Source organism: Mesorhizobium sp. CAU 1741 (assembly GCF_039839275.1).
Taxonomy (GTDB): Bacteria; Pseudomonadota; Alphaproteobacteria; order Rhizobiales; family Rhizobiaceae; genus Aerobium.
Map to the genome: position 1 here is coordinate 251,063 of NZ_JBDOQP010000007.1, position 21,802 is coordinate 272,864.

19 protein-coding genes and 1 tRNA gene are annotated in these 21,802 nt (G+C 63.1%); 12 read left to right on the forward strand and 8 right to left on the reverse strand.

What is annotated here, in order from left to right; translation table 11 throughout:
* The first annotated feature begins 99 nt into the window (after positions 1-99).
* Both AAFN84_RS23730 and AAFN84_RS23735 read left to right on the forward strand, forming a co-directional pair.
* Positions 100-954, forward strand: a complete 855-nt coding sequence (locus tag AAFN84_RS23730) for a YihY/virulence factor BrkB family protein (protein WP_347517193.1) — start codon at positions 100-102, stop codon at positions 952-954.
* A 195-nt stretch (positions 955-1,149) separates the two neighbouring features.
* The gene (locus AAFN84_RS23735) at positions 1,150-2,937 is read left to right on the forward strand and encodes a PAS domain-containing methyl-accepting chemotaxis protein (RefSeq protein ID WP_347517194.1); all 1,788 of its coding nucleotides are present in this window, start codon (positions 1,150-1,152) and stop codon (positions 2,935-2,937) included.
* 12 nt (positions 2,938-2,949) lie between these two features.
* Here AAFN84_RS23735 and AAFN84_RS23740 read toward each other — a convergent pair whose 3' ends face one another.
* Positions 2,950-3,816: a DMT family transporter gene (locus AAFN84_RS23740; RefSeq protein WP_347517244.1), complete on the reverse strand. Its 867-nt coding sequence runs from the start codon at positions 3,814-3,816 to the stop codon at positions 2,950-2,952.
* A gap of 139 nt (positions 3,817-3,955) precedes the next feature.
* Here AAFN84_RS23740 and AAFN84_RS23745 point away from each other — a divergent pair, with 139 nt between their 5' ends.
* Positions 3,956-4,243, forward strand: coding sequence for a hypothetical protein (locus AAFN84_RS23745; protein ID WP_347517196.1), 288 nt, complete (start codon positions 3,956-3,958; stop codon positions 4,241-4,243).
* Here AAFN84_RS23745 and gluQRS read toward each other — a convergent pair.
* Positions 4,238-5,113 (reverse strand): tRNA glutamyl-Q(34) synthetase GluQRS, encoded by an 876-nt coding sequence (gluQRS, locus tag AAFN84_RS23750; RefSeq protein WP_347517197.1) that lies wholly within the window; start codon positions 5,111-5,113, stop codon positions 4,238-4,240. The two genes, AAFN84_RS23745 and gluQRS, sit on opposite strands and share 6 nt — an antisense overlap.
* 73 nt (positions 5,114-5,186) lie before the next feature.
* Here gluQRS and AAFN84_RS23755 point away from each other — a divergent pair, with 73 nt between their 5' ends.
* Positions 5,187-5,861: a DNA-3-methyladenine glycosylase gene (locus tag AAFN84_RS23755; RefSeq protein WP_347517199.1), complete on the forward strand. Its 675-nt coding sequence runs from the start codon at positions 5,187-5,189 to the stop codon at positions 5,859-5,861.
* A 99-nt stretch (positions 5,862-5,960) separates the two neighbouring features.
* Positions 5,961-6,518 carry an HNH endonuclease gene (locus tag AAFN84_RS23760; protein WP_347517200.1) on the forward strand — a complete coding sequence of 186 codons (558 nt, stop codon included), beginning with the start codon at positions 5,961-5,963 and terminating at the stop codon, positions 6,516-6,518.
* Between the two features lie 9 nt (positions 6,519-6,527).
* On the opposite strand, the gene AAFN84_RS23765 is transcribed toward AAFN84_RS23760, so the two are convergent.
* Both AAFN84_RS23765 and AAFN84_RS23770 read right to left on the reverse strand, forming a co-directional pair.
* Positions 6,528-7,034: a disulfide bond formation protein B gene (locus AAFN84_RS23765; RefSeq protein ID WP_347517201.1), complete on the reverse strand. Its 507-nt coding sequence runs from the start codon at positions 7,032-7,034 to the stop codon at positions 6,528-6,530.
* Between the two features lie 7 nt (positions 7,035-7,041).
* Positions 7,042-7,623, reverse strand: coding sequence for a YqaA family protein (locus AAFN84_RS23770; RefSeq protein WP_347517202.1), 582 nt, complete (start codon positions 7,621-7,623; stop codon positions 7,042-7,044).
* Between the two features lie 138 nt (positions 7,624-7,761).
* Between AAFN84_RS23770 and AAFN84_RS23775 the strand changes: the two genes are divergently transcribed.
* Positions 7,762-7,846 (forward strand) — tRNA-Leu (locus tag AAFN84_RS23775).
* 146 nt (positions 7,847-7,992) lie between these two features.
* Positions 7,993-9,894, forward strand: a complete 1,902-nt coding sequence (locus AAFN84_RS23780) for an FG-GAP-like repeat-containing protein (RefSeq protein ID WP_347517203.1) — start codon at positions 7,993-7,995, stop codon at positions 9,892-9,894.
* An 11-nt stretch (positions 9,895-9,905) separates the two neighbouring features.
* Here the strand turns inward: AAFN84_RS23780 and AAFN84_RS23785 are convergent, their stop codons facing one another.
* The gene (locus tag AAFN84_RS23785; RefSeq protein ID WP_347517204.1) at positions 9,906-10,784 is read right to left on the reverse strand and encodes a CPBP family intramembrane glutamic endopeptidase; all 879 of its coding nucleotides are present in this window, start codon (positions 10,782-10,784) and stop codon (positions 9,906-9,908) included.
* A gap of 191 nt (positions 10,785-10,975) precedes the next feature.
* Between AAFN84_RS23785 and AAFN84_RS23790 the strand changes: the two genes are divergently transcribed.
* Complete coding sequence (locus AAFN84_RS23790; RefSeq protein ID WP_347517206.1) at positions 10,976-12,607, forward strand: AMP-binding protein; 1,632 nt, start codon at positions 10,976-10,978, stop codon at positions 12,605-12,607.
* A gap of 3 nt (positions 12,608-12,610) precedes the next feature.
* On the opposite strand, the gene AAFN84_RS23795 is transcribed toward AAFN84_RS23790, so the two are convergent.
* From AAFN84_RS23795 to secA, 3 genes are all read right to left on the reverse strand, one after another.
* Positions 12,611-13,891 (reverse strand): GNAT family N-acetyltransferase, encoded by a 1,281-nt coding sequence (locus AAFN84_RS23795; protein WP_347517208.1) that lies wholly within the window; start codon positions 13,889-13,891, stop codon positions 12,611-12,613.
* Entirely contained in the window at positions 13,891-15,303 is a 1,413-nt protein-coding gene (locus tag AAFN84_RS23800; RefSeq protein ID WP_347517209.1) for a lipopolysaccharide biosynthesis protein, read from the reverse strand. The genes AAFN84_RS23795 and AAFN84_RS23800 overlap by 1 nt, the downstream gene beginning before the upstream one ends.
* A gap of 93 nt (positions 15,304-15,396) precedes the next feature.
* Complete coding sequence (gene secA, locus AAFN84_RS23805; RefSeq protein WP_347517210.1) at positions 15,397-18,126, reverse strand: preprotein translocase subunit SecA; 2,730 nt, start codon at positions 18,124-18,126, stop codon at positions 15,397-15,399.
* 255 nt (positions 18,127-18,381) lie between these two features.
* On the opposite strand from secA, the gene AAFN84_RS23810 reads away from it, so the two are divergent.
* Genes AAFN84_RS23810 through mutT form a run of 4 tightly spaced genes read left to right on the forward strand, consistent with a single transcriptional unit; the run spans position 18,382 to position 21,791 of the window.
* On the forward strand, positions 18,382-19,299 hold the full coding sequence (locus tag AAFN84_RS23810) for a peptidylprolyl isomerase (RefSeq protein ID WP_347517211.1): 918 nt from the start codon (positions 18,382-18,384) through the stop codon (positions 19,297-19,299).
* A gap of 23 nt (positions 19,300-19,322) precedes the next feature.
* A complete protein-coding gene (gene argJ, locus AAFN84_RS23815; protein WP_347517212.1) occupies positions 19,323-20,564 on the forward strand; it encodes a bifunctional glutamate N-acetyltransferase/amino-acid acetyltransferase ArgJ in 1,242 nt (413 codons plus the stop codon).
* 16 nt (positions 20,565-20,580) lie between these two features.
* A complete protein-coding gene (locus tag AAFN84_RS23820; RefSeq protein WP_347517213.1) occupies positions 20,581-21,378 on the forward strand; it encodes a GNAT family N-acetyltransferase in 798 nt (265 codons plus the stop codon).
* The gene (gene mutT, locus AAFN84_RS23825) at positions 21,375-21,791 is read left to right on the forward strand and encodes an 8-oxo-dGTP diphosphatase MutT (protein WP_347517214.1); all 417 of its coding nucleotides are present in this window, start codon (positions 21,375-21,377) and stop codon (positions 21,789-21,791) included. The genes AAFN84_RS23820 and mutT overlap by 4 nt, the downstream gene beginning before the upstream one ends.
* Positions 21,792-21,802: the final 11 nt, after the last annotated feature.

Below are 21,802 nucleotides of genomic sequence, written 5' to 3' on the forward strand. Positions count from 1 at the left end.
TTGCAACTTACAGGCGGGGCAGAGCGTATCTTCCCTTGAGCATGCCATCGGGAAGACCCACTTCCCATACTCGCGTTCGGGACACAATCGACCGGTAAGATGCTGCGCACAATTGCCATCACGAAGCGTGTCCTGGGAGATGCCCTAGGACACTTTAACTATGACGATGGCTGGGCGCTTGCCAGCCATCTGGCGTTGTCGGCGCTACTGGCGCTGTTCCCTTTCCTCATTTTCGCCACCTCGCTGGCCAGTTTTCTCGGAGCGCAGGCGTTCTCGGACACGGCCGTGCATCTCATCTTCGACACCTGGCCGGACGATATCGCGGCGCCGATTGCGCGTGAAGTATCGAACGTGCTCACGATCCAGCGCGGCGATTTCCTGACCATCGGCATCCTCGCCGCCGCCTTCTTTGCCTCGAATGGTATCGAGGCGCTTCGGGTGGGGCTGAATCGCGCCTATCGTGTGGTCGATCGGCGCTCGATCTTCTTTCTGCGGGCGCAGAGCCTTGCATTCGTCATCCTGGCGACCATCGGCTTTCTCATCGTCTCAACGCTGCTGGTGGTTGCGCCGATCGCCGCCAGCATTGCCGAGCGCCACCTGCCGTGGATCGAACCCTATATCGGCACCACGTCGCTCTGGCGGATCGTGATTGCCGGACTGGTGATTGTCGTCGCACTGATCGCCGTGCATCTGTGGCTGCCCGCCGGCAAGCGAACGTTCTGGGAAATCGTGCCCGGCCTGCTCTTCACCCTCATTTTCTGGGTCCTGGGAACATCCGTGTTTGCAGCCTATCTCAGCCGCTTCTCTTCCTACGCATCTACATATGCAGGACTTGCATCGATCATGATCGCGCTGGTGTTCCTCTATATCGTTTCGGTGATCTTTATACTCGGTGGCGAGCTTAATGCTTCTATAAAGCGGTATCTCGATGCTCGTTCGAAGGTAGCAAACTGACGTGGCGTAATCGGATACAACCAATTTCAATCATCGATATGCATTCGATTAAAGGTATCTTTATCGTTATTGGGCTCTATTGGATGATGGGAGAGCAAATAACGGTGTGGTCTATTCGCTGATTCGGTGGTTTCCGTCACTGGCGTACAGCAGTGCAGTTACATTGACTGCCTCTAACGCCGGGAAGGCCCGAGAATGTCGAAACTCCTTTCAATGCTATCTACCGACGGCATGGCCATACTTGCCGCGATGGACAGATCCCAGGCGATCATCCATTTCGATCTTTCGGGCAAGATACTCTTTGCGAACGACAATTTCTGCAAGACGGTTGGGTACCAGTCGTCGGAGATCGTCGGCCAGCATCACCGCATGTTCGTCGACCCTGCGGAACGGGACAGTGCGGCCTACCGGGATTTCTGGGCGCGCCTGGCGCGCGGTGAATTCGACCGCCGCCAGTACAAGCGCTACGGCAAGGGCGGGAAGGAAATCTGGATCGAGGCTTCCTACAACCCGGTCTTCCGCGGTTCGAAGCCCTACAAGGTAGTGAAATTCGCCACCGACATCACGGCCGTGAAGCAAAGGGCGGCCGAAGATGCGGGAAAGCTTGCCGCGATCTCCAAATCGCAGGCGGTGATCGAGTTCACGCCGACGGGGGAAATCCTGTCTGCCAACGAAAATTTCTGCAAGACGCTGGGCTACGACTTCGCCGAGATCGAAGGCAAGCATCACCGCATGTTCTGCGAGCCGGCCTATGCCGCTTCGGAGGAGTACCGGCAGTTCTGGCAGCGCCTCGCCAATGGCGAATTCATCGCCAACGAGTTCGTGCGCTACGGCAAGGGCGGCAAGGAAATCTGGATACAGGCCGCCTACAACCCGATCGTCGATCTCAGCGGCAAGGTATCCAAGGTGGTGAAGTTCGCGACCGACGTCAGCGAGCGGATGGGTGCGGTGGTTGCTCTGGGGCATGGATTGCGCGCTCTGGCAGATGGAAACCTCGACCAGCAGCTCGACACGACTTTCGTTCCATCGATGGAGCAGGTGCGCACCGACTACAACGATGCCGTCAAGAAGTTGCGCACGGCAATGCAGGCCGTCGGGCAGAATGCGCAGACGATCTCGGCAGGGGCGGAGGAAATCCGATCAGCCGCGGCCGACCTGTCGAAGCGAACGGAGCAGCAGGCAGCTTCGGTCGAGGAAACGGCGGCGGCGCTCGACGAGATCACCGCGACGGTATCGGATTCCAGCAAGCGCGCCGAGGAAGCGGGCGCTCTGGTCCGCCAGACCCGCGAGAACGCCGAACGGTCGAGCGCGGTGGTGCGCAACGCCGTGGGCGCCATGGGCCAGATTGAGGCGTCATCGCAGGAGATCTCGAACATTATCGGCATGATCGACGAGATCGCATTCCAGACAAACCTCCTCGCGCTCAACGCCGGAGTCGAGGCGGCCAGGGCCGGCGAGGCGGGTCGCGGCTTCGCCGTGGTCGCGCAGGAGGTTCGCGAATTGGCGCAGCGCTCGGCAAGTGCCGCCAAGAGCATCAAAGACCTGATCGTCAAGTCGGGCGAGCAGGTGCGCAGCGGCGTCGCGCTGGTCGGCGAGACGGGCACGGTGCTGGATCAGATCGTCCAGCAGGTTCAGGAGATCAACACCAACGTGACCGCAATCGTCGAGGGTGCGCGTGAGCAGGCGACGAGCCTCGCCGAGGTCAATCGCGCGGTCAATTCCATCGACCAGGGCACGCAGAAGAACGCGGCCATGGTCGAGGAATCGACGGCTGCCAGCCACAATCTCGCGCGTGACGCCGAGGCGCTGTTCACGCTGCTGGCCCAGTTCAGGACGGGTCAGGAGGCAGTCGCAAGGGTTCCTGCCGCCGCAAACAGCTCGCGCTCGCCGGTCGCTTCACCTGCGCGGCAACTCACGCGACAAGTCGCCAGGGCTTACTCGGGCAACGCCGCGGTGGCGCAGGACGATTGGGAGGAATTCTGAAACCGCAGGGCTTCAGCGCCGCGTGGCCATTCCCACCCCGACGGTGGTGACGACCATGCCGGCGATCTGGACCGGCGTGAGGGTTTCACCGAAAAGCACCCAGGCAATCACCGTGGTCACCGCCGGTACGAGGTAGAACAGCGAGGAGACCTTCGACATCTCGCCTTCGCGGATCAGGCGCATCAGAAGGAAGATGGCGCCGATCGACAGGACGAGCACCAGCCATGCCATGGCGAAGACGAGTTCGCCGGTTAGCGTGAAGGTGCGGGTCTCGAACAGCAGCGAGCCAAGCGCCATCAAAAGAGCTGCGCCGACATACTGCCATAGCGTCACCGTCACGAGATCGGCGGTGGCCACGAATTTCTTCTGCCACACCGTACCGATACTGATGGCGAGTGCCGCGAGTACGCAGGTTGCGAAGGTCGCGGGCGTGACACCCCCGATGGCATCTCCGATCTTCGGTGCGAGCACGATGAGGATGCCTACGAAACCGACCGCGAGCCCCAGCCAGTGCCGGGGCAGCACCTTTTCGCCAAGCATCCAGCCAGCGATGACCGCGGTGATGAGCGGCTGCAGGCCGATGATGAGCGCTGCCAGTCCCGCGGGCATGCCGTTCTTGATCGCCCAGAACACGCCGCTGAGATAGACGCCATGTATCAGGGCGCCGGCAAAGGCCGCGTGCGCCGCCTGACTGCGCGGCAGCCGCCTGGCGTGGAACACCAGCCCCAGCAACAGAAGCACCAGCAAAGTGAGCACGCAGCGCACAGCGAGGAAACTGAACGGCTCTGCCGATGGCATGGCATAGCGGGCGCCAATGAAGCCCGTCGCCCATAGAAGGACGAAAAGCGGCGGGATGAAACGTACGGCCAAGAGGTGCAATCCTGTGAAGCGATCGGTGTTCGCTCTAATGCCGAACGCTTCGGCAAGCAAAACGAAAGGATTGGTCCATAGGCTCGATGGACGTGATGCGGGTGTCTTGCGGGGACGCATCCTTCTCCGAAATCGGAAAGGACCCGTCATGCTTTGGAACCTCGGACCCGGCTGGCTGCTGATGGCGGTCGCGGTCGTCGCCATCCTGTCCTTCATCGTCGCGCTGGGGCTCAACGCGACGATGGGCGAGGACGGGTTCGGCGCCACGGGCAACGCCGTGATCATCACCGCCGGCTTTTTTCTCGCGATCATCGCCGCCAACATGCTGGGCTATCGGCTCTCCGACATGAGGTTCGCTACCGTCACCGGTATGTGCGGCGGTTTCGCCTGTCTCGCGGCACTGACCTTCGGCAAGGCGCTGGCGAGCCGGCTATAGCCCGACCATGCGCGCAATGTCGCGTGGTGTCAGGCCGGCGGCGCGAAGCGAAACCAGTGCGGTGTCGCCCCGGCTCTTGGAAAGCTTTCTGCCATCATCGCCGAGCACCAGATCGTGGTGCAGATAGATGGGGGCGGGCAGGCCCAGAAGTTCCTGCAGCAGGCGCTGCAGTGCCGTCGCGAAAAAGAGATCGCGCCCACGCACGACATGGGTGACGCCCTGCAGCGCGTCGTCCACGACAACCGACAGGTGATAGCTCGTCGGCATCTCCTTGCGGGCAATCACCACGTCGCCCCAAAGTTCGGGCCGCGCCGGCACAACACCGGTCTCGCCGTCCGGACCCGCACCGTCCTCGCGCCATCCGAGGGGCGAAGAGATGCGCGCCAGGGCGGCCTGCGTATCGAGCCGCCATGCAAACGGCTCTCCCGCATCGATGCGCTCGCGGCGCTCGCTGGCCGAGAGGTGACGCTCGACATTGGGGAAAACCGGCGTGCCGTCAGGGTCGCGGGGCCATTCCTGGCCCGTGGCTTCGGCTTCCGCTATGATGGCACGCGCCTCGCCGCGCGACAGAAACGATGGATAGGCCAGATCCTCGTCGACCAGCCGTTCCAGGACCTCCGCATAGTCGTCGAAATGGTCCGACTGCCGGCGTACAGGCCGTTCCCATTCGAGTCCGAGCCAGTCGAGGTCGCGATAGATGCCTTGCTCGAACTCAGGCGTACAGCGCGTGGTGTCGATATCCTCGATCCGCAGCAGGAGCCGTCCGTCCGTTTCGCCTGCGAGACGGGCGTTGAGAAGCGCCGAATAGGCGTGTCCCAGATGCAGCTCGCCGTTGGGGCTTGGCGCGAACCGGAAGACGGGTCCTGTCATGAGGGAAATCGGATTGTGGAGCTCATCGACAGATTGCTACGGTGCGCGACAGCGATGGACAAGGGGGACCGACGTGCGGCGGATCAATGCGCTGGAGGATATCCGCGAAGGCCTCGAAGCACTGGCACGCCTCGATCCGAGGCTCGCGCCGGTGATTGCAGCGGCGGGCGAGGTGCCGCTGCGCCTGTCCCAGCCGGGCTTTGGCAGCCTCGTGTCGATCGTCGTCTCGCAGCAGGTGTCGCGTGCCAGCGCCGATGCGATCCTGGGCAGGCTCATCGGCCTTGTCGATCCGCTCGACGCTTCAACGATGCTTGCTTCGGATGCCGACATCTTCCGGCAGGCGGGGCTCTCCAGACCAAAGCAGCGCACCGTCCTGGCGATCGCCCGGGCGGTCGCGCAGGACGGGCTCGACCTCGAAGGGCTTGTTGCCCTCGACGCGTCGGCGGCAATGGCGCTGCTGACGGCAATTCACGGCGTCGGGCCGTGGACCGCTGAGGTGTACCTGCTGTTTTGCGCCGGTCACCCCGACATCTTTCCCGCCCACGACGTCGCGCTGCAGAGCGCCGTCGGCCATGCACTGGGAATGACACCCCGCCCGCAGCCAAAGGCGCTCTACGCGCTGGCCGAATCATGGAGCCCGTGGCGCGGCGTCGCCGCACGGCTTTTCTGGGCCTACTATCGTGAAATGCGGGGCCGCGACGCCGTGCCAGCGGCCGTTGCCGCAAAAAAAGCCCAAAAAACAGTGTGACTGGGACCGTTGCAGCGCAAGATAGCAGCTTCACATTCCTGCAATCTCGGGATTACAGTATCCGCGCCGGTCGAAGCATGAGCCCAAGGAGGTCCGTCAGTGACGATCGCAGTGTCGCCGGATGCGCTGCCCGCACTGGTGTTGAATGCGGACTACCGTCCGTTGAGTTATTACCCCTTGTCGCTCTGGTCCTGGCAGGACGCGATCAAGGCCGTCTTCCTTGACCGTGTGAACATCGTTGCCGAGTACGAGCACGCCGTCTCCTCGCCTTCGTTCTCGATGAAGGTGCCGAGCGTGGTGTGCCTGAAGAGCTATGTGAAGCCGTCGCGCTATCCCGCGTTTACCCGCTTCAACGTGTTCCTGCGCGATCGCTTCCAGTGCCAGTATTGCGGTACGCATGAAGACCTGACCTTCGACCACGTGGTCCCGCGCCGCTGCGGCGGTGCGACGACCTGGGAGAATGTCGTGGCAGCCTGCTCGCCCTGCAATCTCCGGAAGGGCGGGCTGATGCCCGACCATGCAAAGATGTGGCCCCGCCAGAAGCCGTTTCCGCCCACGGTGCAGGATCTGCACAACAACGGCCGGCTGTTCCCGCCGAACTATCTGCACGAAAGCTGGATGGATTTCCTCTACTGGGATGTCGAGCTGGAGCCTTGACCGGCGCCGTCAGCGCTTCCTGAATGCGCTGAAATAGGCGATGGCGGCGAGCGCCACGCTTGCGACGACGTTCCAGCCCGCAAACGACAGGCCCAGGAAGCGGCCCGCCGCCTCGTCGCAGGATGGCGGGATCACGAGATCGAGCTGCTCGAGCAGGCTTCCGCTGCCGGAAGGCGCCGCGACCACGCCGCAATCCGTCGGGCCGGGCCACCAGCCCCATTCGACGCCCGAATGGAAGCCGCCGAGATAGACACTCCAGGTCATCAGCAAGGCGCAGACCAGCAGCAGCCCGCGCGTGACGATCGGCGGCAGTTTAAGCATGGAGGAAACCAGCGCCAGAACCGCGACCGGTACGCCAACATAAAACGGCAGGCGCTGTTCGAGGCAGAGCTTGCAGGGGATGTAGCCGCCGATGTGCTGAAAGGCGAGCGCGGTGCCGACGGTGACCGCCATGCCAAGCGCGAGCAGCCCGGCTCCGAGGGTCTGCAATTTTCCGGTTTCGGCGGCAAGGGACATCGGAACCTCAGAAGACATATGCGACGGCGACGAATCCGCCGATCAGCAGCACCATGAACAGCGTGAAGAGAAGGCCGAGATGCTTCTCGATGAACATGCGGATCGGCTCGCCGAACCAGTAGAGCAGCCCGGAAACGAGGAAGAACCGGAAGCCACGTCCGATGATGGACACCACGATGAGGGTGACGATGTTGAACTCTGCGAAACCGGAAAAAATCGTGAGGATCTTGTAGGGAAACGGCGTTACCGCGCCGAAGAGAATGCCCCATGCGCCCCAGGTGTCGTACCAGTTCTGAATCTGGTCGAACGCGCCTTGCGCATTGTACAGGGCGATGATGTGCTGGCCGATGCCTTCGAAGAGCACCGCGCCGATCAGGTAACCCAGCATCGCGCCGAGCACGGAGGTGACAGTGCAGATCAGCGCGTAGCGGAACCATTTCGAGCGGTCGGACAACACCATCGGGATGAGCAGGACATCCGGCGGAATGGGAAAGAACGAGCTTTCGACGAAGGAGACTGCGGCGAGGGAGCGTTCGGCATGGCGCGTACGGGCGAGCGACATGGTCCAGTCATAGAGGCGGCGAAGCATGGAAACCCTCGATTCAGGCAGGCCTTGGTAGAGACAAACGCCTTCCCGCGCAATGGTGCCGCCAAAAGCGGCTTTCAACACTATGCGATCGCTTGACGGGAGCGGCCCGGCCCGTGTACTTCGCTCGTGTCGTGAATTGCCCCTGTGGCGGAATTGGTAGACGCGCTCGACTCAAAATCGAGTTCCGCAAGGAGTGCTGGTTCGATCCCGGCCAGGGGCACCATAATCCGGAAATTCGTTGCAGACGTTTCCTTGTCACTGCGGTTTTGCCGCGGATGGCTGCGCTGAATCCATTCACGACGAGTATTTCCGCTTGACCCTGCGGCTTCCTGGATTCAACTAGAACTTGGGGTTAGAGGGGAAAGCTGCATGATCAAATTCGACCAGACCATCAATCAGCAGGAATTCGTCGTTTCGACGCCGACGTCATATTTCCAGCAATCGATCGATCTGAACGGCGATGGGTATGACGATCTCGTCATTGCCGGGGCTCTTTATCCGGGAGGCGGATTCGAGACAGGGCCGCAGCCAGGCTATTTCCTGATCAACGACAAGGAGGGCGGGTTTGTCATTGCCGGTGGCGACGCACCCTATTCCTACCACCCGAGATCGACGGTGGTGGCTGACTTCAACGGAGACGGGCTGAACGACATCTTCATCGCCGACCACGGATATGACGTCGACCCGTTCCCCGGATATACCAATCATTTGCTGCTCAATACCGGCAACAACAGCTATGTCGACGCTTCGGACAGACTGCCGCAGTTCTGGGATTTCACGCATTCGGCGGCGGCGGGCGACATCGACGGCAACGGGTCGATGGACCTCTATATCGGCAACGTCTATGGCGGCGAGGAAATCAACCCGTATTTCCTCATCAATGACGGTAGCGCGCATTTCACCGTCGATGTGGCGCGCGTGCCGGACTCGCTCGAGACCGGTGTGAGCCAGCACGCCAAGCAGGCATTGAGCGCGACGTTTCTCGATGTGAACCACGACGGGCATCTCGACCTGATCCTGGGTTCGAACGGCGGCGACGGTGTCTCGAGCGTCTTCTACAATGACGGCGCGGGCAACTTCTCCGACGACCGGAAGATGGATCTGCCGAAGAACAACCAGGGTGGCGGCGCGTTCACCCTCGTCCACGACATCAAGGCGGCCGACCTGAACGGCGACGGGCTGGCGGACCTCGTGGTGCTGTCTGCGACGCAAGCGTTCTACGGCTGGAGCATCCAGATCCTCATGGGTCAGGCAGATGGCAGCTTCGCCGATGAGTCCGCGGCACGCATGGGCAGCTATCCGACGTACAATGTCAGCGACAGCGTGTCCGGCTTTCTCACGCTTCGCGATGTTTCCGACGACGGCACGATCGACGTAATCGTCAATGGTGGAGGCGATATCGACAGCGCACCGGCGGTCATGTTCAACGATGACAGCGGATTCTTCAGTGTCCTGAGCGAGCAACAGCTTGCAGCCGAAACGCCCTATTTCGAAGGCTGGGCTCAAGAGATGCTGACAACGCCGGACGGGCTACAGGTCGTCAATGTCTTCGGCAATGAAGGCACGATCTATGTCGAAAGCGTCGCCGAGCTTCTGGGCGGCGGCAATTGGACGGAGATCGGTACCTCCGCAAAAGACACGTTCTCGGGTACGAGCGACGACGACCGCATCCTGGGCCGCAGCGGGGACGACCTATTTCGTGCCTCCGACGGCAGCGATGTGTTCGATGGAGGCGGTGGCTTCGACATCGTGCGCTATTCCGGTTCTCGCGATGACTTCGAGGTGCGGCTCTCCTCGAACGGCACCATCACCGTTGTCAAACCCTCCGGCTCGGATACGTTGACGGGGATCGAACGCGTCGCGTTCTCGGACGGGGCACTGGTCTACGATCTCGACGGCGCCAATGGCCCGGCCGCCTATCGTCTCTATGGCGGTGCGTTCGACAGGACGCCTGACGATGGCGGCCTGATGTTCTGGGCCGACTACCTCGGCAATGGCGGCACGTTGCTGCAGGCTGCAACCGGGTTCATTGCGAGCGCCGAGTTCACGGCTCTCTACGGCTCCAACCTGTCGGATGCCGACTTTGTCGACCAACTCTACCTCAACGTCCTGGGACGGCCCGGCGAAGATGCCGGCGTCCAGTTCTGGAGCGGCTATCTTGCCGATGGCGGGGATCGGGCGGCGGCACTGGTCGATTTCACCCAGCTTCCCGAATATGTCGGGCTCAGCCACGCGGACATCAACAACGGTTACTGGGTAGTGCCGTCCTGATGTCGCGCGTCTCAGCGCGGGGCGGGAAACCGCGCCGTGCTGACCACCGGTCTCTCGATGGCAAAGCGCGCATGCAGCTTGCGGCGCAGCAGATAGATCAGCAGCGCCATGCCCGCGAAGACGAGCCAGGTCAGGGGCGTCGTCCTGAGATCGGCGCTGTCCAGCCACCAAGATCCGGTCGACACTTCCAGCAATTCGGTGCGTCGCAGGAACACCTTGGAGCCGAGCAGCCCGGCATGGACGGCCACGGCGCACCAGAATGAGCCGGTGACCAGATAGGTCGTGCATAACAAAACCGCCAGCAGGAACAGGCCGATGAACAGCCGTATCCCCTCCGGGGTGAGCCAGGAAAGCGGGTCTGTGAGATTGTGCAGCACGGCAAAGACGAGCGAGGAAAACACGACCGCGCCGATGGTCACTGCCGGTGTTGTGTTCCAGCGCAGATAGCGCATCAGGAAGACGCGGAACATCAGCTCCTCGGTGGTCGCCAGAATCAGCACCACGAAAAGCGCCACCACGGTACGCCTGACCGTGCGCACGGTCATGTCGTCCCACGCGGTCGCCGACCATCCGACCTGGCCGAACAGGCCGACGATGACATAGGCGGCGATGACGATTGTCCAGGCAATGGCGAACATGACCAGGAACCCATGCAGCGCCTTGCGCCAATGGCGCAGATACAGGGAAAAGAACGCAAGCGTGTTGTCGCGCGCGACCAACTGGACATAGGCCAGGACAGTCAGCAGCACGGTGGCGAGCATGAGGACCTGGCCGGCGCCGCGCGTATCGTAGATGGACAGGCCGCTTCCGGTGCTCCGGAAGATAAGCTCGAGGATCGCAAGCGGAATCGGAATGAATGCCAGGAACAGGCAGATGTAGAGATAGCGCATTTGGTCCCCAGAGGTGAGACGCGATGTCGGCTGCGGCCGCTTCGAGGCGTGGGCTTATCGGTTGAAGGCCGATTTCGCAAGCAGGCGGAGCCCACTGCAACGGCACTCTGGCGCAGGCCGGGCTTCATCTGCTAGGTCGAGGACTTGGCGTTTTCGGCTGGTTGAGCCGGGGTACAGGGAGAAGCACACTCATGCTCCAGCGGTCGAACAGCTACCAGGCTCTTTACCGGGAATTCCGCTGGGACCTGCCGACACGGTTCAACATCGGCTGGGCGGTGAGCGATCGATGGGCCGCCAACGAACCGGAGCGCACCGCGCTCTTGCACTATGCAGCCGACGGCAAGCACCAGACGCTGAACTATCGCGAGCTCTCCCAGCGTTCGAACGCTCTTGCCAACGCTTTTGCCGCCATAGGTATCGGGCGTGGCGATCGCGTGGCGCTCCTGTTGCCGCAGTGCTTTGAGACCGCGATCGCGCATGTCGCGATCTACAAGCTGGGCGCTATCGCGGTCCCGCTGGCACTGCTGTTCGGCGTCGAGGCTCTCGAATACCGTCTCCAGACGGCCGGGGTGAAGGCCGTGGTGACGACCGAGGCCGGCAATGCAAAGCTCGCGCCGATCCGCGCGCGCCTGCCGATGCTGGAGACGATCGTCTCCATCGACGGCGACGGCGGCGGGGCGATCGGCTTCGATAGGCTGGTTGCCGACCATCCAAACCATTTCGAGGTGGCGGATACCGCCCTGGATGATCCGGCGATGATGATCTTCACTTCGGGAACCACAGGACCGCCCAAGGGCGCTCTTCATGGCCACAGAGTGCTTCTCGGCCATCTGCCCGGCGTGGAGATGCCGCACGAGTTCCTGCCGCAGCCGGGGGACCGGCTTTGGACGCCGGCCGATTGGGCATGGGCAGGAGGCCTGCTGAACATTCTCCTGCCTGGGCTCTATCTCGGCGCTCCTGTGGTCTCGGGGCGCTTCGAGCGGTTTGATCCGGACGCGGCGCTCGTTCTCATGGACAAGATGGCGGTACGCAACGCCTTCATTCCGCCCACGGCGCTGCGGATGCTGAAATCTGCGACCGGGATTAGCAAAAGACACGACCTGAAGCTCCGGACGATCGCATCAGGCGGGGAGTCGCTGGGTCGCGAGACCTATGAGTGGGCGCAGGCCGAGTTCGGACTGACGATCAACGAGTTCTACGGTCAGACCGAATGCAATCTCGTCTTGTCGTCCTGTGCGGCGATCGGGGTCTCGCGCGGCGGCGCGATCGGCAAGCCGGTGCCGGGCCACACCGTGGCGGTGATCGACGGCGAGGGCAGGCGCGTGGCGGCGGGCGAGCCCGGGCAGATCGCGGTGCTGCGGCCTGATCCGGTGATGTTCCTCGAATATTGGCAGAACCCGCAGGCCACGGCGAAGAAATTCGTCGGTGACTGGATGGTGACGGGAGACCAGGGCATCGAGGACGAGGACGGCTATATCCACTTCTTCGGTCGCGACGATGACGTCATCACCTCGGCGGGCTACCGCATCGGCCCGAGCGAGATCGAGGATTGCCTGACCGGCCATCCGGCCGTCGAGCTGGCGGCGGTCGTGGGGAAACCGGACCCGTTGCGAACCGAGATCGTCAAGGCCTATGTGGTGCTGAAACCGGGGGTCGAGCGCGACGAGGAGCTTGCAGGCGAGATCAGCCTGTGGGTGCGCGAGCGCCTGTCTGCGCACGAATATCCGCGCGAGGTCGAGTTCGTCGATTCCATGCCGCTGACGACGACCGGCAAGGTCATTCGCCGCATCTTCAGGGATCGCGCGCGGTCCGAGGTGACCTGAGGGTCAATCCCGCTTGAAGGCGCGCTTGACCCTGTTACGCAGGATGCGGGCCATGTTCCGCGTCTGCTTGTCACGGTGGAGCTGGGTGGCGGCACGGCGCGTGGCGCGCTCGGAATCACGTGTCAGCCCGATGGCGATCGTGCCAAGCGGGCGTCGTTCGCTCCACAGCCGGCTGAGCACCGGATGGTCGGGGACGGCGCAGGAATCGGTCACGTCGATGTTCGGGTCCTCGAGATGGGTGCGTGTCACCTCCGCCATGAGCAGTGTGCCGGGCGAGAATTTGGCGAACGCCTCGTCATAGGCCGTCTTCCAGGTGTATGCGACGCCGGATTCGACGAACACGACGAGGCTGGCGATCGGCTGGCCGTCGAGATGCAGCGCATGGACGCGGCAGAGATCGTCCTGCGCGAGCCGGTCGGCCGCCTCGCGCGCAAAGGCGGCACGGTAGCGATCGATGGCCATGGCCGTTTGCTGGCGTCCCTTCCAGCCGGAGGCTTCCAGTGCCAGGAATGCCTCGACGGCAATACGCACCTCTTCGGGCTGCCGCGCCACCCGATATTCGAGCTGCCCCTGTTCAGCCAGGCGGCGTCCGAGACGGCGAATTTCGCCGAAATGGTGCCGGTTCAGGGCGGCCTTGAGGTACGCGTCTCCGTCAAGTTCGCTGCGCAGGTGCGGGCGTTCGATCCGGTTGGTGATTTCGAGCGGCAGGCCACGGCTTTCCGCCAGCGCGTTCATCATCGCGGCAAAGGGGCCGTCGAGCCGCACTTCAGGCATGACGAAGACCTTGGGCAGGTTGAGGTGCGGCCGCGCCAGCATCCCGAAGAAGTCGTCGATGACGCCTGCCGGATCGTCGCAATCGACGAGTGGTGTCCCGAGCGGGCCGAACGGGCTGGACCACGTGCGAAGGATCGGCACGCCGAACGGCGTCGACGGCTTCTCCACCGTAAACGGGACCAGCAGGCGCAAACGGTTCCTGTATTCGTCACCGTCGCGAATGACCGCCAGACGCACGTCGCGGTCTTCCAGCCGTGGCATGGCGGGCGCGAGGAAGCGCGGATTGAAGAAGATGTTCGGTTCGATGGAGCGCGCGCACAGATAGTTGAGTTCGTCGACCAGTTCGAACCCGGCGGATGCGGGATAGATCGCCAGCTTGCGCGGCGGGCGGTTCTCGAGCTGCTCGACAAGCGACGGCGGTATCTCGGCCGACGCATAGTTGGCGAATTCGCCGATCATCCTGCTGGACGCGCTGCCGCTCTGCTCTTCGAGTATCGGGGTCGCGGCCATCAGTTAATCTCCACGGCGGGTTTGCGGCCAAGCGGCACGACCATCACGAAGCCGAGCTGCCGCCAGACGGTGAAAGCAAGAAGAGCCGCCTCGCATGCCAGTGCCGCCGCCATGGCGATGGCAGCACCCCACAGGCCGTAGGCGGGAATGAGGAGGACGTTGAGCACGATGTTGAAGCCAAGCGTCAGCCCGTAGACCACGGCGCAGGCATTCTGGTTGCCGCTCATCGTGAGAAGGCTCTCGGCCGGGCCCACGCAGGCGCGGGCGACGACGCCGAGGACCAGGACGAACAGAAGCGGGTAGCCGGCGGCGAATTCGGGACCAAAGAGCATCAGCATCGGCTTGCCGATGAGGAGCACGGCGAGGCCCATGGCGACCGATGGCCAGAAGGTCCACAGCACCGTCTCGCGCGCGAAGGCGGCGAGTTCGTGCCGGTTGTCTCCATGGGCGTATTGGGCGTAGCGCTGGGCGACGCCTGCCTTGACGGCAAAATAGACGAAATGCACGAGGGCGAGAATCTTGACCGTCGCGAAGTAGACGCCGACCTCGTTCGGTTCGAGATACCAGCCGACGATGAGAACGTCGGCATTGGTGAGCATGAAGGCAAAGCCTTCGATGAGGAAGATCGGAAGCGATACGACCAGCCATTCGCGCAGGCGGAAGACCGGACGAATCTTCCGAACCTCACGTCCGGTGGCGGGAAGGACTGCGAAGAGCTGAAACAGTGTTGTCAGGAAGGTCGCGAGAATGGCGGCGCCCAGCGCGGTCTGGGCGTCCGGCTCGTAGCCCGACGCGAGCGCTATCCCCATCAACAGCAATATCAGGATCGGGCGCAGCAGGTAGATCGGCCCCAGCGCCAGCATGGCCCAGGAATTCGCCCGTGCCGTGCCCTCCAGCGTATCCGACAGCGCGATCATCGGCAGGCAGACGATGCCGAGATAGAACGGCACGATGTAGTAGTTTTCGAACGCGGCGGAGAAGTACCACACGCCGCAAAGCCCGAGGCCGGTGATGAGGCTGGAAGTCGCCAGGACGAAGAGCCTGCTGGTGGCCATCACGCCGCGAAGGTCGGCGAGTCGCCCCAGTGCCCGATATTCGGGAATGTAGCGGATGATCGAGGTGTTGAAGCCGAAGCAGGACAGGTTGCCGACGATGATCATCGTCGTCCACACCAGCACGAAGAGGCCGTATTCGAAGCTCCCCATCCAGCGCGCCATCAGCACCTGGCTGGCCAGTGCGATGACGGCGCTGACGATGCGGATGGCGAATGCGACAAGCGAGGTGCGCCCCGCCTGACCGCGTTCGTCGCCCGTGAAGATCACCGCATCGACGCGATCGAGGATCGGGCGCGCACGCGCTGCAATCCCCTCCGGCAAAAGCCGGTCGGCCGTCGATACAGCGGAAAAGCGCACTCACAACACTCCGTCTTTCCAGATGGACAAGAAAGACGCTTAGCGCGGTTTGTTTAAGAAACGATGAGACGCATCATCCGCGTGTGGCCGCTGTCAGGCGAACGTGCCGTGGCAGTGCTTGTATTTCTTGCCGGAGCCGCACGGGCAGGCCTCATTGCGGCCGACCTTACCCCATGTCGAGGGATCGGCAGGGTCGCGGTCCTCGGCGGGAACGATGCGTGCGTCGGCGGGCGCGACCGCCAGTTCGCCGTCGCCAAAATCGTCTTCGCCAGTCGTCGCGTCAATGTGCTCGCCGCGCAGTTGCTGAGGTGCCTGGGGCGGCGGCGCGTCAGCCGCCTCGCGCACGAGTTCGACCCGCATGAGCTGTGCCGTGACGACCTGGCGAAGATTGCCCAGCATCGCCTGGAACAGCTCGAACGCCTCGGTCTTGTATTCCTGCAGCGGGTCGCGTTGCGCATAGCCGCGGAAGCCGACGATCGAACGCAGATGGTCGAGGTTGACCAGATGCTCGCGCCATAGATGGTCGAGCGTCTGCAGCACGATCGACTTCTCGACATAGGCCATGATGTCGGGGCCGAAGCGCTCGGCGCGCTGGGCCGCAGCGGTATTGGCGGCCTCCATGATGCGCTCGCGGATCTGCTCTTCGTCGATGCCTTCTTCCCGGGCCCAATCGTGGACCGGAAGATCGAGGTTGAGCGTGGTGCGCACGCCTTCCTGCAAGGCGTCCATGTCCCACTGCTCGGCATAGGCCGTCTCGGGAATGTGCTTGGCGACGAGGTCCTCGACGACGTCCTGGCGCATTTCCGCGATCGTATCGCCGAGGTTGCCGCCGTCCATAAGCTCAATACGCTGCTCGAACACCACCTTGCGCTGGTCGTTCATGACGTCGTCGTATTTGAGGAGGTTCTTGCGGATGTCGAAGTTGCGCGCCTCGACCTTCTTCTGTGCCTTCTCGAGAGCCTTGTTGATCCAGGGGTGGATGATGGCTTCGTCTTCCTTGAGCCCCAGCTTCTGCAGCATGGTGTCCATGCGCTCGGAGCCGAAGATGCGCATCAGGTCGTCCTGAAGCGACAGGAAGAACTTGGAGCGACCGGGATCGCCCTGGCGGCCGGAGCGGCCGCGAAGCTGGTTGTCGATGCGCCGGCTTTCGTGGCGTTCGGTGGCGAGCACGTAAAGGCCGCCGGCGGCCAGGGCCTGTTCCTTCAGCTTCTGGACGTCCTCGCGGATCGCCTTTTCCTTCGCCTCGCGCTCCGCGCCCTCGGGCATGTCGCCGAGTTCCTGTGCGATGCGCATGTCGGCATTGCCGCCGAGCTGGATGTCGGTGCCGCGGCCGGCCATGTTGGTGGCGATGGTGATCGATCCCGGACGGCCCGCCTGCGCCACGATCCAGGCCTCCTGCTCATGGTGGCGGGCGTTCAATACCTGGAAGTCCTGGAAGCCTTCCTGGCGAAGACGTTCCGCCAGGTATTCCGATTTCTCGATCGATGTGGTGCCGACGAGAGTCGGCTGACCCTTTGAATGAGCGTCGCGGATCTCGCGCACGATCGCCTTGAACTTCTCCTCGACGGTTCGGTAGACCTCGTCGTCCTCGTCAAGGCGGGCGACGGGGACATTGGTCGGGATTTCAGACACGTCGAGCCCGTAGATGTTGCCGAACTCCTCGGCCTCGGTCTGCGCGGTGCCGGTCATGCCGGCAAGTTTGCCGTACATGCGGAAATAGTTCTGGAAGGTGATCGAGGCGAGCGTCTGGTTCTCGGGGTGGATCTTGACGTGTTCCTTGGCTTCCAGCGCCTGATGCAGGCCTTCCGAAAAGCGGCGTCCGGGCATCATGCGGCCGGTGAACTCGTCGATAATGACGACTTCGTCGTTGCGCACGATATAGTCCTTATCGCGCTGGAAGAGCCGATGCGCCTTGAGCGCATTGTTGACGTGGTGGACGATCGCGACGTTTTCGATGTCGTAGAGCGACTCGCCCTTCAGCATGCCGGCTTCGCGCAGCATGTTCTCGAGCTTTTCCGTACCCTCCTCGGTGAAGGTCGCCGTGCGCTGCTTCTCGTCAATCTCGTAGTCGGCCTCTTCGAGGCGGGGGATGTATGTGTCGATCGCGGTGTAGAGTTCGGAACGGTCTTCCAGCGGACCCGAAATGATGAGCGGCGTGCGGGCCTCATCAATGAGGATGGAGTCGACCTCGTCGACGATCGCGAAATTGTGTCCGCGCTGGACCATCTGGACCCGCTCGTACTTCATGTTGTCGCGCAGGTAGTCGAAGCCCAGCTCATTGTTGGTCGCGTAGGTGATGTCGCAGGCGTAGGCGGCCTTGCGTTCTTCGTCGGACAGGCCATGCACGATGATGCCGGTGCTCAGCCCGAGGAAACTGTAGACCTTGGCCATCCACTCGGCGTCGCGGCGGGCGAGATAGTCGTTCACGGTGACGACGTGCACGCCCTTGCCGGAAAGCGCGTTGAGATAGACGGGAAGGGTGGCGACCAGCGTCTTGCCTTCGCCTGTCCGCATCTCCGAGATCGAGCCACCATGAAGCACGATGCCGCCGATCAACTGGACGTCGAAAGGCCGCATGCCAAGAGCGCGCTTGGATGCCTCGCGCACGGTGGCGAATGCGGGGACGAGAAGATCGTCAAGCGACTTGCCGTCGGCGATCTCCTTTCGGAACTGATCAGTGCGGGCGCGCAGCGCTTCGTCCGACAGCGCCTCGAGGTCTTTCTCCAGCGCGTTGATGGCTTCGATCTGGGGCCGGAAACCCTTGATGCGGCGATCGTTGGAAGAGCCGAAAATCTTGCGTGCCAGAGCGCCAAAGCTGACCATAAAAGGTCCTTTCAGAGTGAAGCACCGGGCATCGCCGCGGCATTGCCCGCTTCAGATATGTCCTGCGGGCCGGAAAAACAGAAGAAAAGCGCCGCAAAATCGCTTCTGGACGCCAAGTCGAAGGACAGATAAGAGGGGGCACCGGCGATGTCAACGTTGCACGCCCGGCAGGAAGCGAGCGGAAAATCGCCACATTTTGGCTGGTTTGAGAAGCTGACAACCGCCGCTCGGCAATCCCATACTGGAGACAAATCTATGATGAATCCGTTCCGTCGCCTGTCGATCGTTCGCATTGGCGCGGCCGCGGCAATGACCGTTCTGGCCGGCACCGCATGGGCGCAGGACGACGCCGTCGTCGCCACGGTCAACGGACAGCCGGTGACCGAGGCAGACCTGGAGATCGCGATGGCCGACCTGGGCCAGCAGTTTGCCCAGCTTCCGGCAGAGCAGCGTCGCGCTGCGGCGCTTTCGGCCGTGATCGAGATCCGCCTTCTGGCCGCGCAGGCCGAGAGCGAAGGGCTCGGTGATACCGAGGAGTTCCAGCGCCGCATGGACATGCTGCGCCAGCGCGCACTCCACAGCACGTATATCGACGAGCAGATCGCCTCGAAGGTAACCGACGAGGCGGTGCGCGCCGCCTATGACGAGCAGGTTTCGGCGATGCCGGCCCGCGAGGAAGTGCGTGCGCGTCACATCCTGGTGCCGACCGAGGAAGAGGCTGTCGCGGTCATCGAGCAGCTCGATGAGGGGGGCGACTTCGAGGCGATCGCCAAGGAGAAGTCGCAGGACGGCGCGGCTGCGCAGGGTGGCGATCTCGGCTATTTCGGGCCCGGCCAGATGGTGCCGGAGTTCGAGCAGGCGGCCTTCGCGATGGAAGTCGGCGCGCATTCCGCCGAGCCGATCCAGACGCAGTTCGGCTGGCATGTCATCAAGGTCGAGGACAAGCGTGAGCAGCAGCCGCCGGCATTCGAAGAGGTGCAGGAGCAGTTCCGTTCCGTGCTGCTGCGCCAGACCTACATGGATACGCTCGAGGACCTGCGCCAAGGGGCGGAGATCGACATCTCGGACCCAGAACTCAAGGCTGCCATCGAGCCAGCCGCTGAACCGGCACCCGCGGGCGAGGCTCCGGCCGAAGCAGCGCCTGCCGAAGAAGCACCGGCTGCCGACGAGTGATCTAAAGAGCCGGGATTCCAGCCATGTCAGACGCCGTTTCGCCCCTTGCTCCCAAGAAACAACCGAAGATGCCGCCGATCGGCGGCGTCCGGATCGCCACCGCCCAGGCCGGCATAAAGTACAAGAACCGTACCGACCTGCTTGCCATGGTGTTCGACGAGGGCACGAGCGTCGCCGGCGTCTTCACGCGCTCGCTGTGTCCGTCTGCCCCGGTCGAGATGTGCCGCCAGAACCTTGGCGGCGGCAGTGCTCGGATCCTGGTGGTCAATTCCGGCAATGCCAACGCCTTCACCGGCAAGAAGGGCCGTGAGACGACGTCGCTGACGGCCTCGGCCGCCAGCAAGGCGGCCGGATGCACCGACGGCGAGGTGTTTCTTGCTTCCACGGGGGTGATCGGCGAACCGCTCGATGCCGGGAAATTCTCGCATCTACTCGGTGACCTCGTCGCCAATGCCGAGCCGGGCCTCTGGACGGAGGCCGGCAAGGCGATCATGACCACCGACACCTACCCGAAATACGCGACGGCAACGGTGAAGCTGGGCGAGGCGGATGTCACGCTCAACGGCATCGCCAAGGGCGCCGGGATGATCGCACCGGACATGGCGACGATGCTGTCGTTCATCGCCACCGATGCGCCAATCGACGCTCCGGTTCTCCAGGACATGCTGTCCAAGGGGGTGGGCAAGACGTTCAACGCCGTCACGGTCGACAGCGATACGTCGACCAGCGACACGCTGATGCTGTTTGCCACCGGCGCGGCGGGGAAACTTGGTGCCCCGCGCATATCCGATCCGAAGGACGCGCGCCTGGCGCAGTTCCGCCGCGCGCTCAACAAGATGCTCAAGAACCTCGCGCTCCAGGTTGTGCGTGATGGAGAGGGTGCGCGCAAGCAGGTCGAAATCAGTGTGACGGGCGCGAAATCGGCCCGTTCGGCCAAGCGGATCGCGCTGTCGATCGCCAATTCCCCTCTGGTGAAGACGGCGGTCGCAGGCGAGGACGCAAATTGGGGCCGCGTCGTGATGGCTGTCGGCAAGGCCGGCGAACCAGCCGACCGCGACCTGCTTTCGATCTGGTTCGGCGATATTCGTGTCGCGCGCGAAGGCGAACGCGACCCCGACTATTCGGAAGCGGATACCTCCGCCTACATGAAGCGCGACGAGATCGTGATCACGGTGGATTTGGGGATCGGGCGCGGCAAGGCGACAGTGTGGACCTGCGACCTCACGAAGGAATACGTCGCCATCAACGGCGATTATCGAAGCTGACGCGTCGGGCAGGCAGATGACCGAGCGAAGCAGGCAGGCTCCCAACCTCTCCGTGGTGCGTCGTTTCGAGGCCGCAGGCGCCAGGGCATGGCCCGCGACCTCGGTGCACTATGACGGTGCATGGGCAGTGCGCCTGACGGCCGGCCATCCGGCAAAACGGCTGAACTCGATCAACCCGCTCGACCCGGGCGATGATGGTAACCTCACCGAACGCATTGCCCGGCTCGGCCGGCGCTTCGATGCTTACGGGCGACCGCTGACATTTCGCATGTCGCCACTTTCAGGCCATGGCATCCGGAGCCATCTCGACGAAGCGGGATGGCAAAGCTTTTCGGAATCGCTGGTCATGCGGGTTCCATTGAACGACGCTCTGCTCGGCGAGGCTATGGACCAGATTCCGCTCAAGGACATCGGTCGCTTCATCAACGCCGCGATCGCCATTCGAAATCTGGATACCGGGCTGCGCGCAGGACTGTCGGAGGTGATCAACGGCATCCAGCCACAGAAGGGGCTTTTCGTGCACGAGCAGCGTGGCGTGCCTGTGTCGACGGCGATCTGCGTTCGCGATGGCGACCTGGCCGGGCTGTTCGAGGTTGCAACCGAAGCGAGCCAGCGCGGCAAGGGCCATGGCCGCAGGATGCTGCTGTCGGCCCTGAAGTGGGCCCACTCGCAGGGTGCGCGCCGGGCGTGGCTGCAGGTCGAGGCAGACAATGGAGCCGCGATCGGCCTCTACAGGTCGATGGGCTTCGAGGAGGTCTATCGCTACCATTACCGGCAGCCTCGCCAGCCGGCGAGCAGAGGACAATTGGCATGAGCGCGCCCGCACCGAAAAAGCTGCTGCTGGTGGCCGCCTGCGCGCTGATCGACGCGGACGGGCGCGTGCTCATCGCCCAGCGTCCCGAGGGCAAGCAACTGGCCGGTCTTTGGGAGTTTCCCGGCGGCAAGGTCGAGCCGGGCGAAACGCCCGAGGAGACGGTGGTGCGCGAACTTCAGGAAGAACTGGGCATCGAAACCAAGGTGGCCTGCCTCGCCCCGCTGACATTCGCGAGCCATGCCTACGACACGTTCAACCTGCTGATGCCGCTGTTCGTCTGCCGGCGGTTCTGGGGAGAACCGCAAGCGCGCGAGCACCAGGGTCTCAAGTGGGTCCGTCCCGCACGCTTGCGCGACTACGACATGCCGCCCGCGGACGCACCGTTGATCCCGTTCCTCATCGACCTTCTGTAGCGATCGGCGGG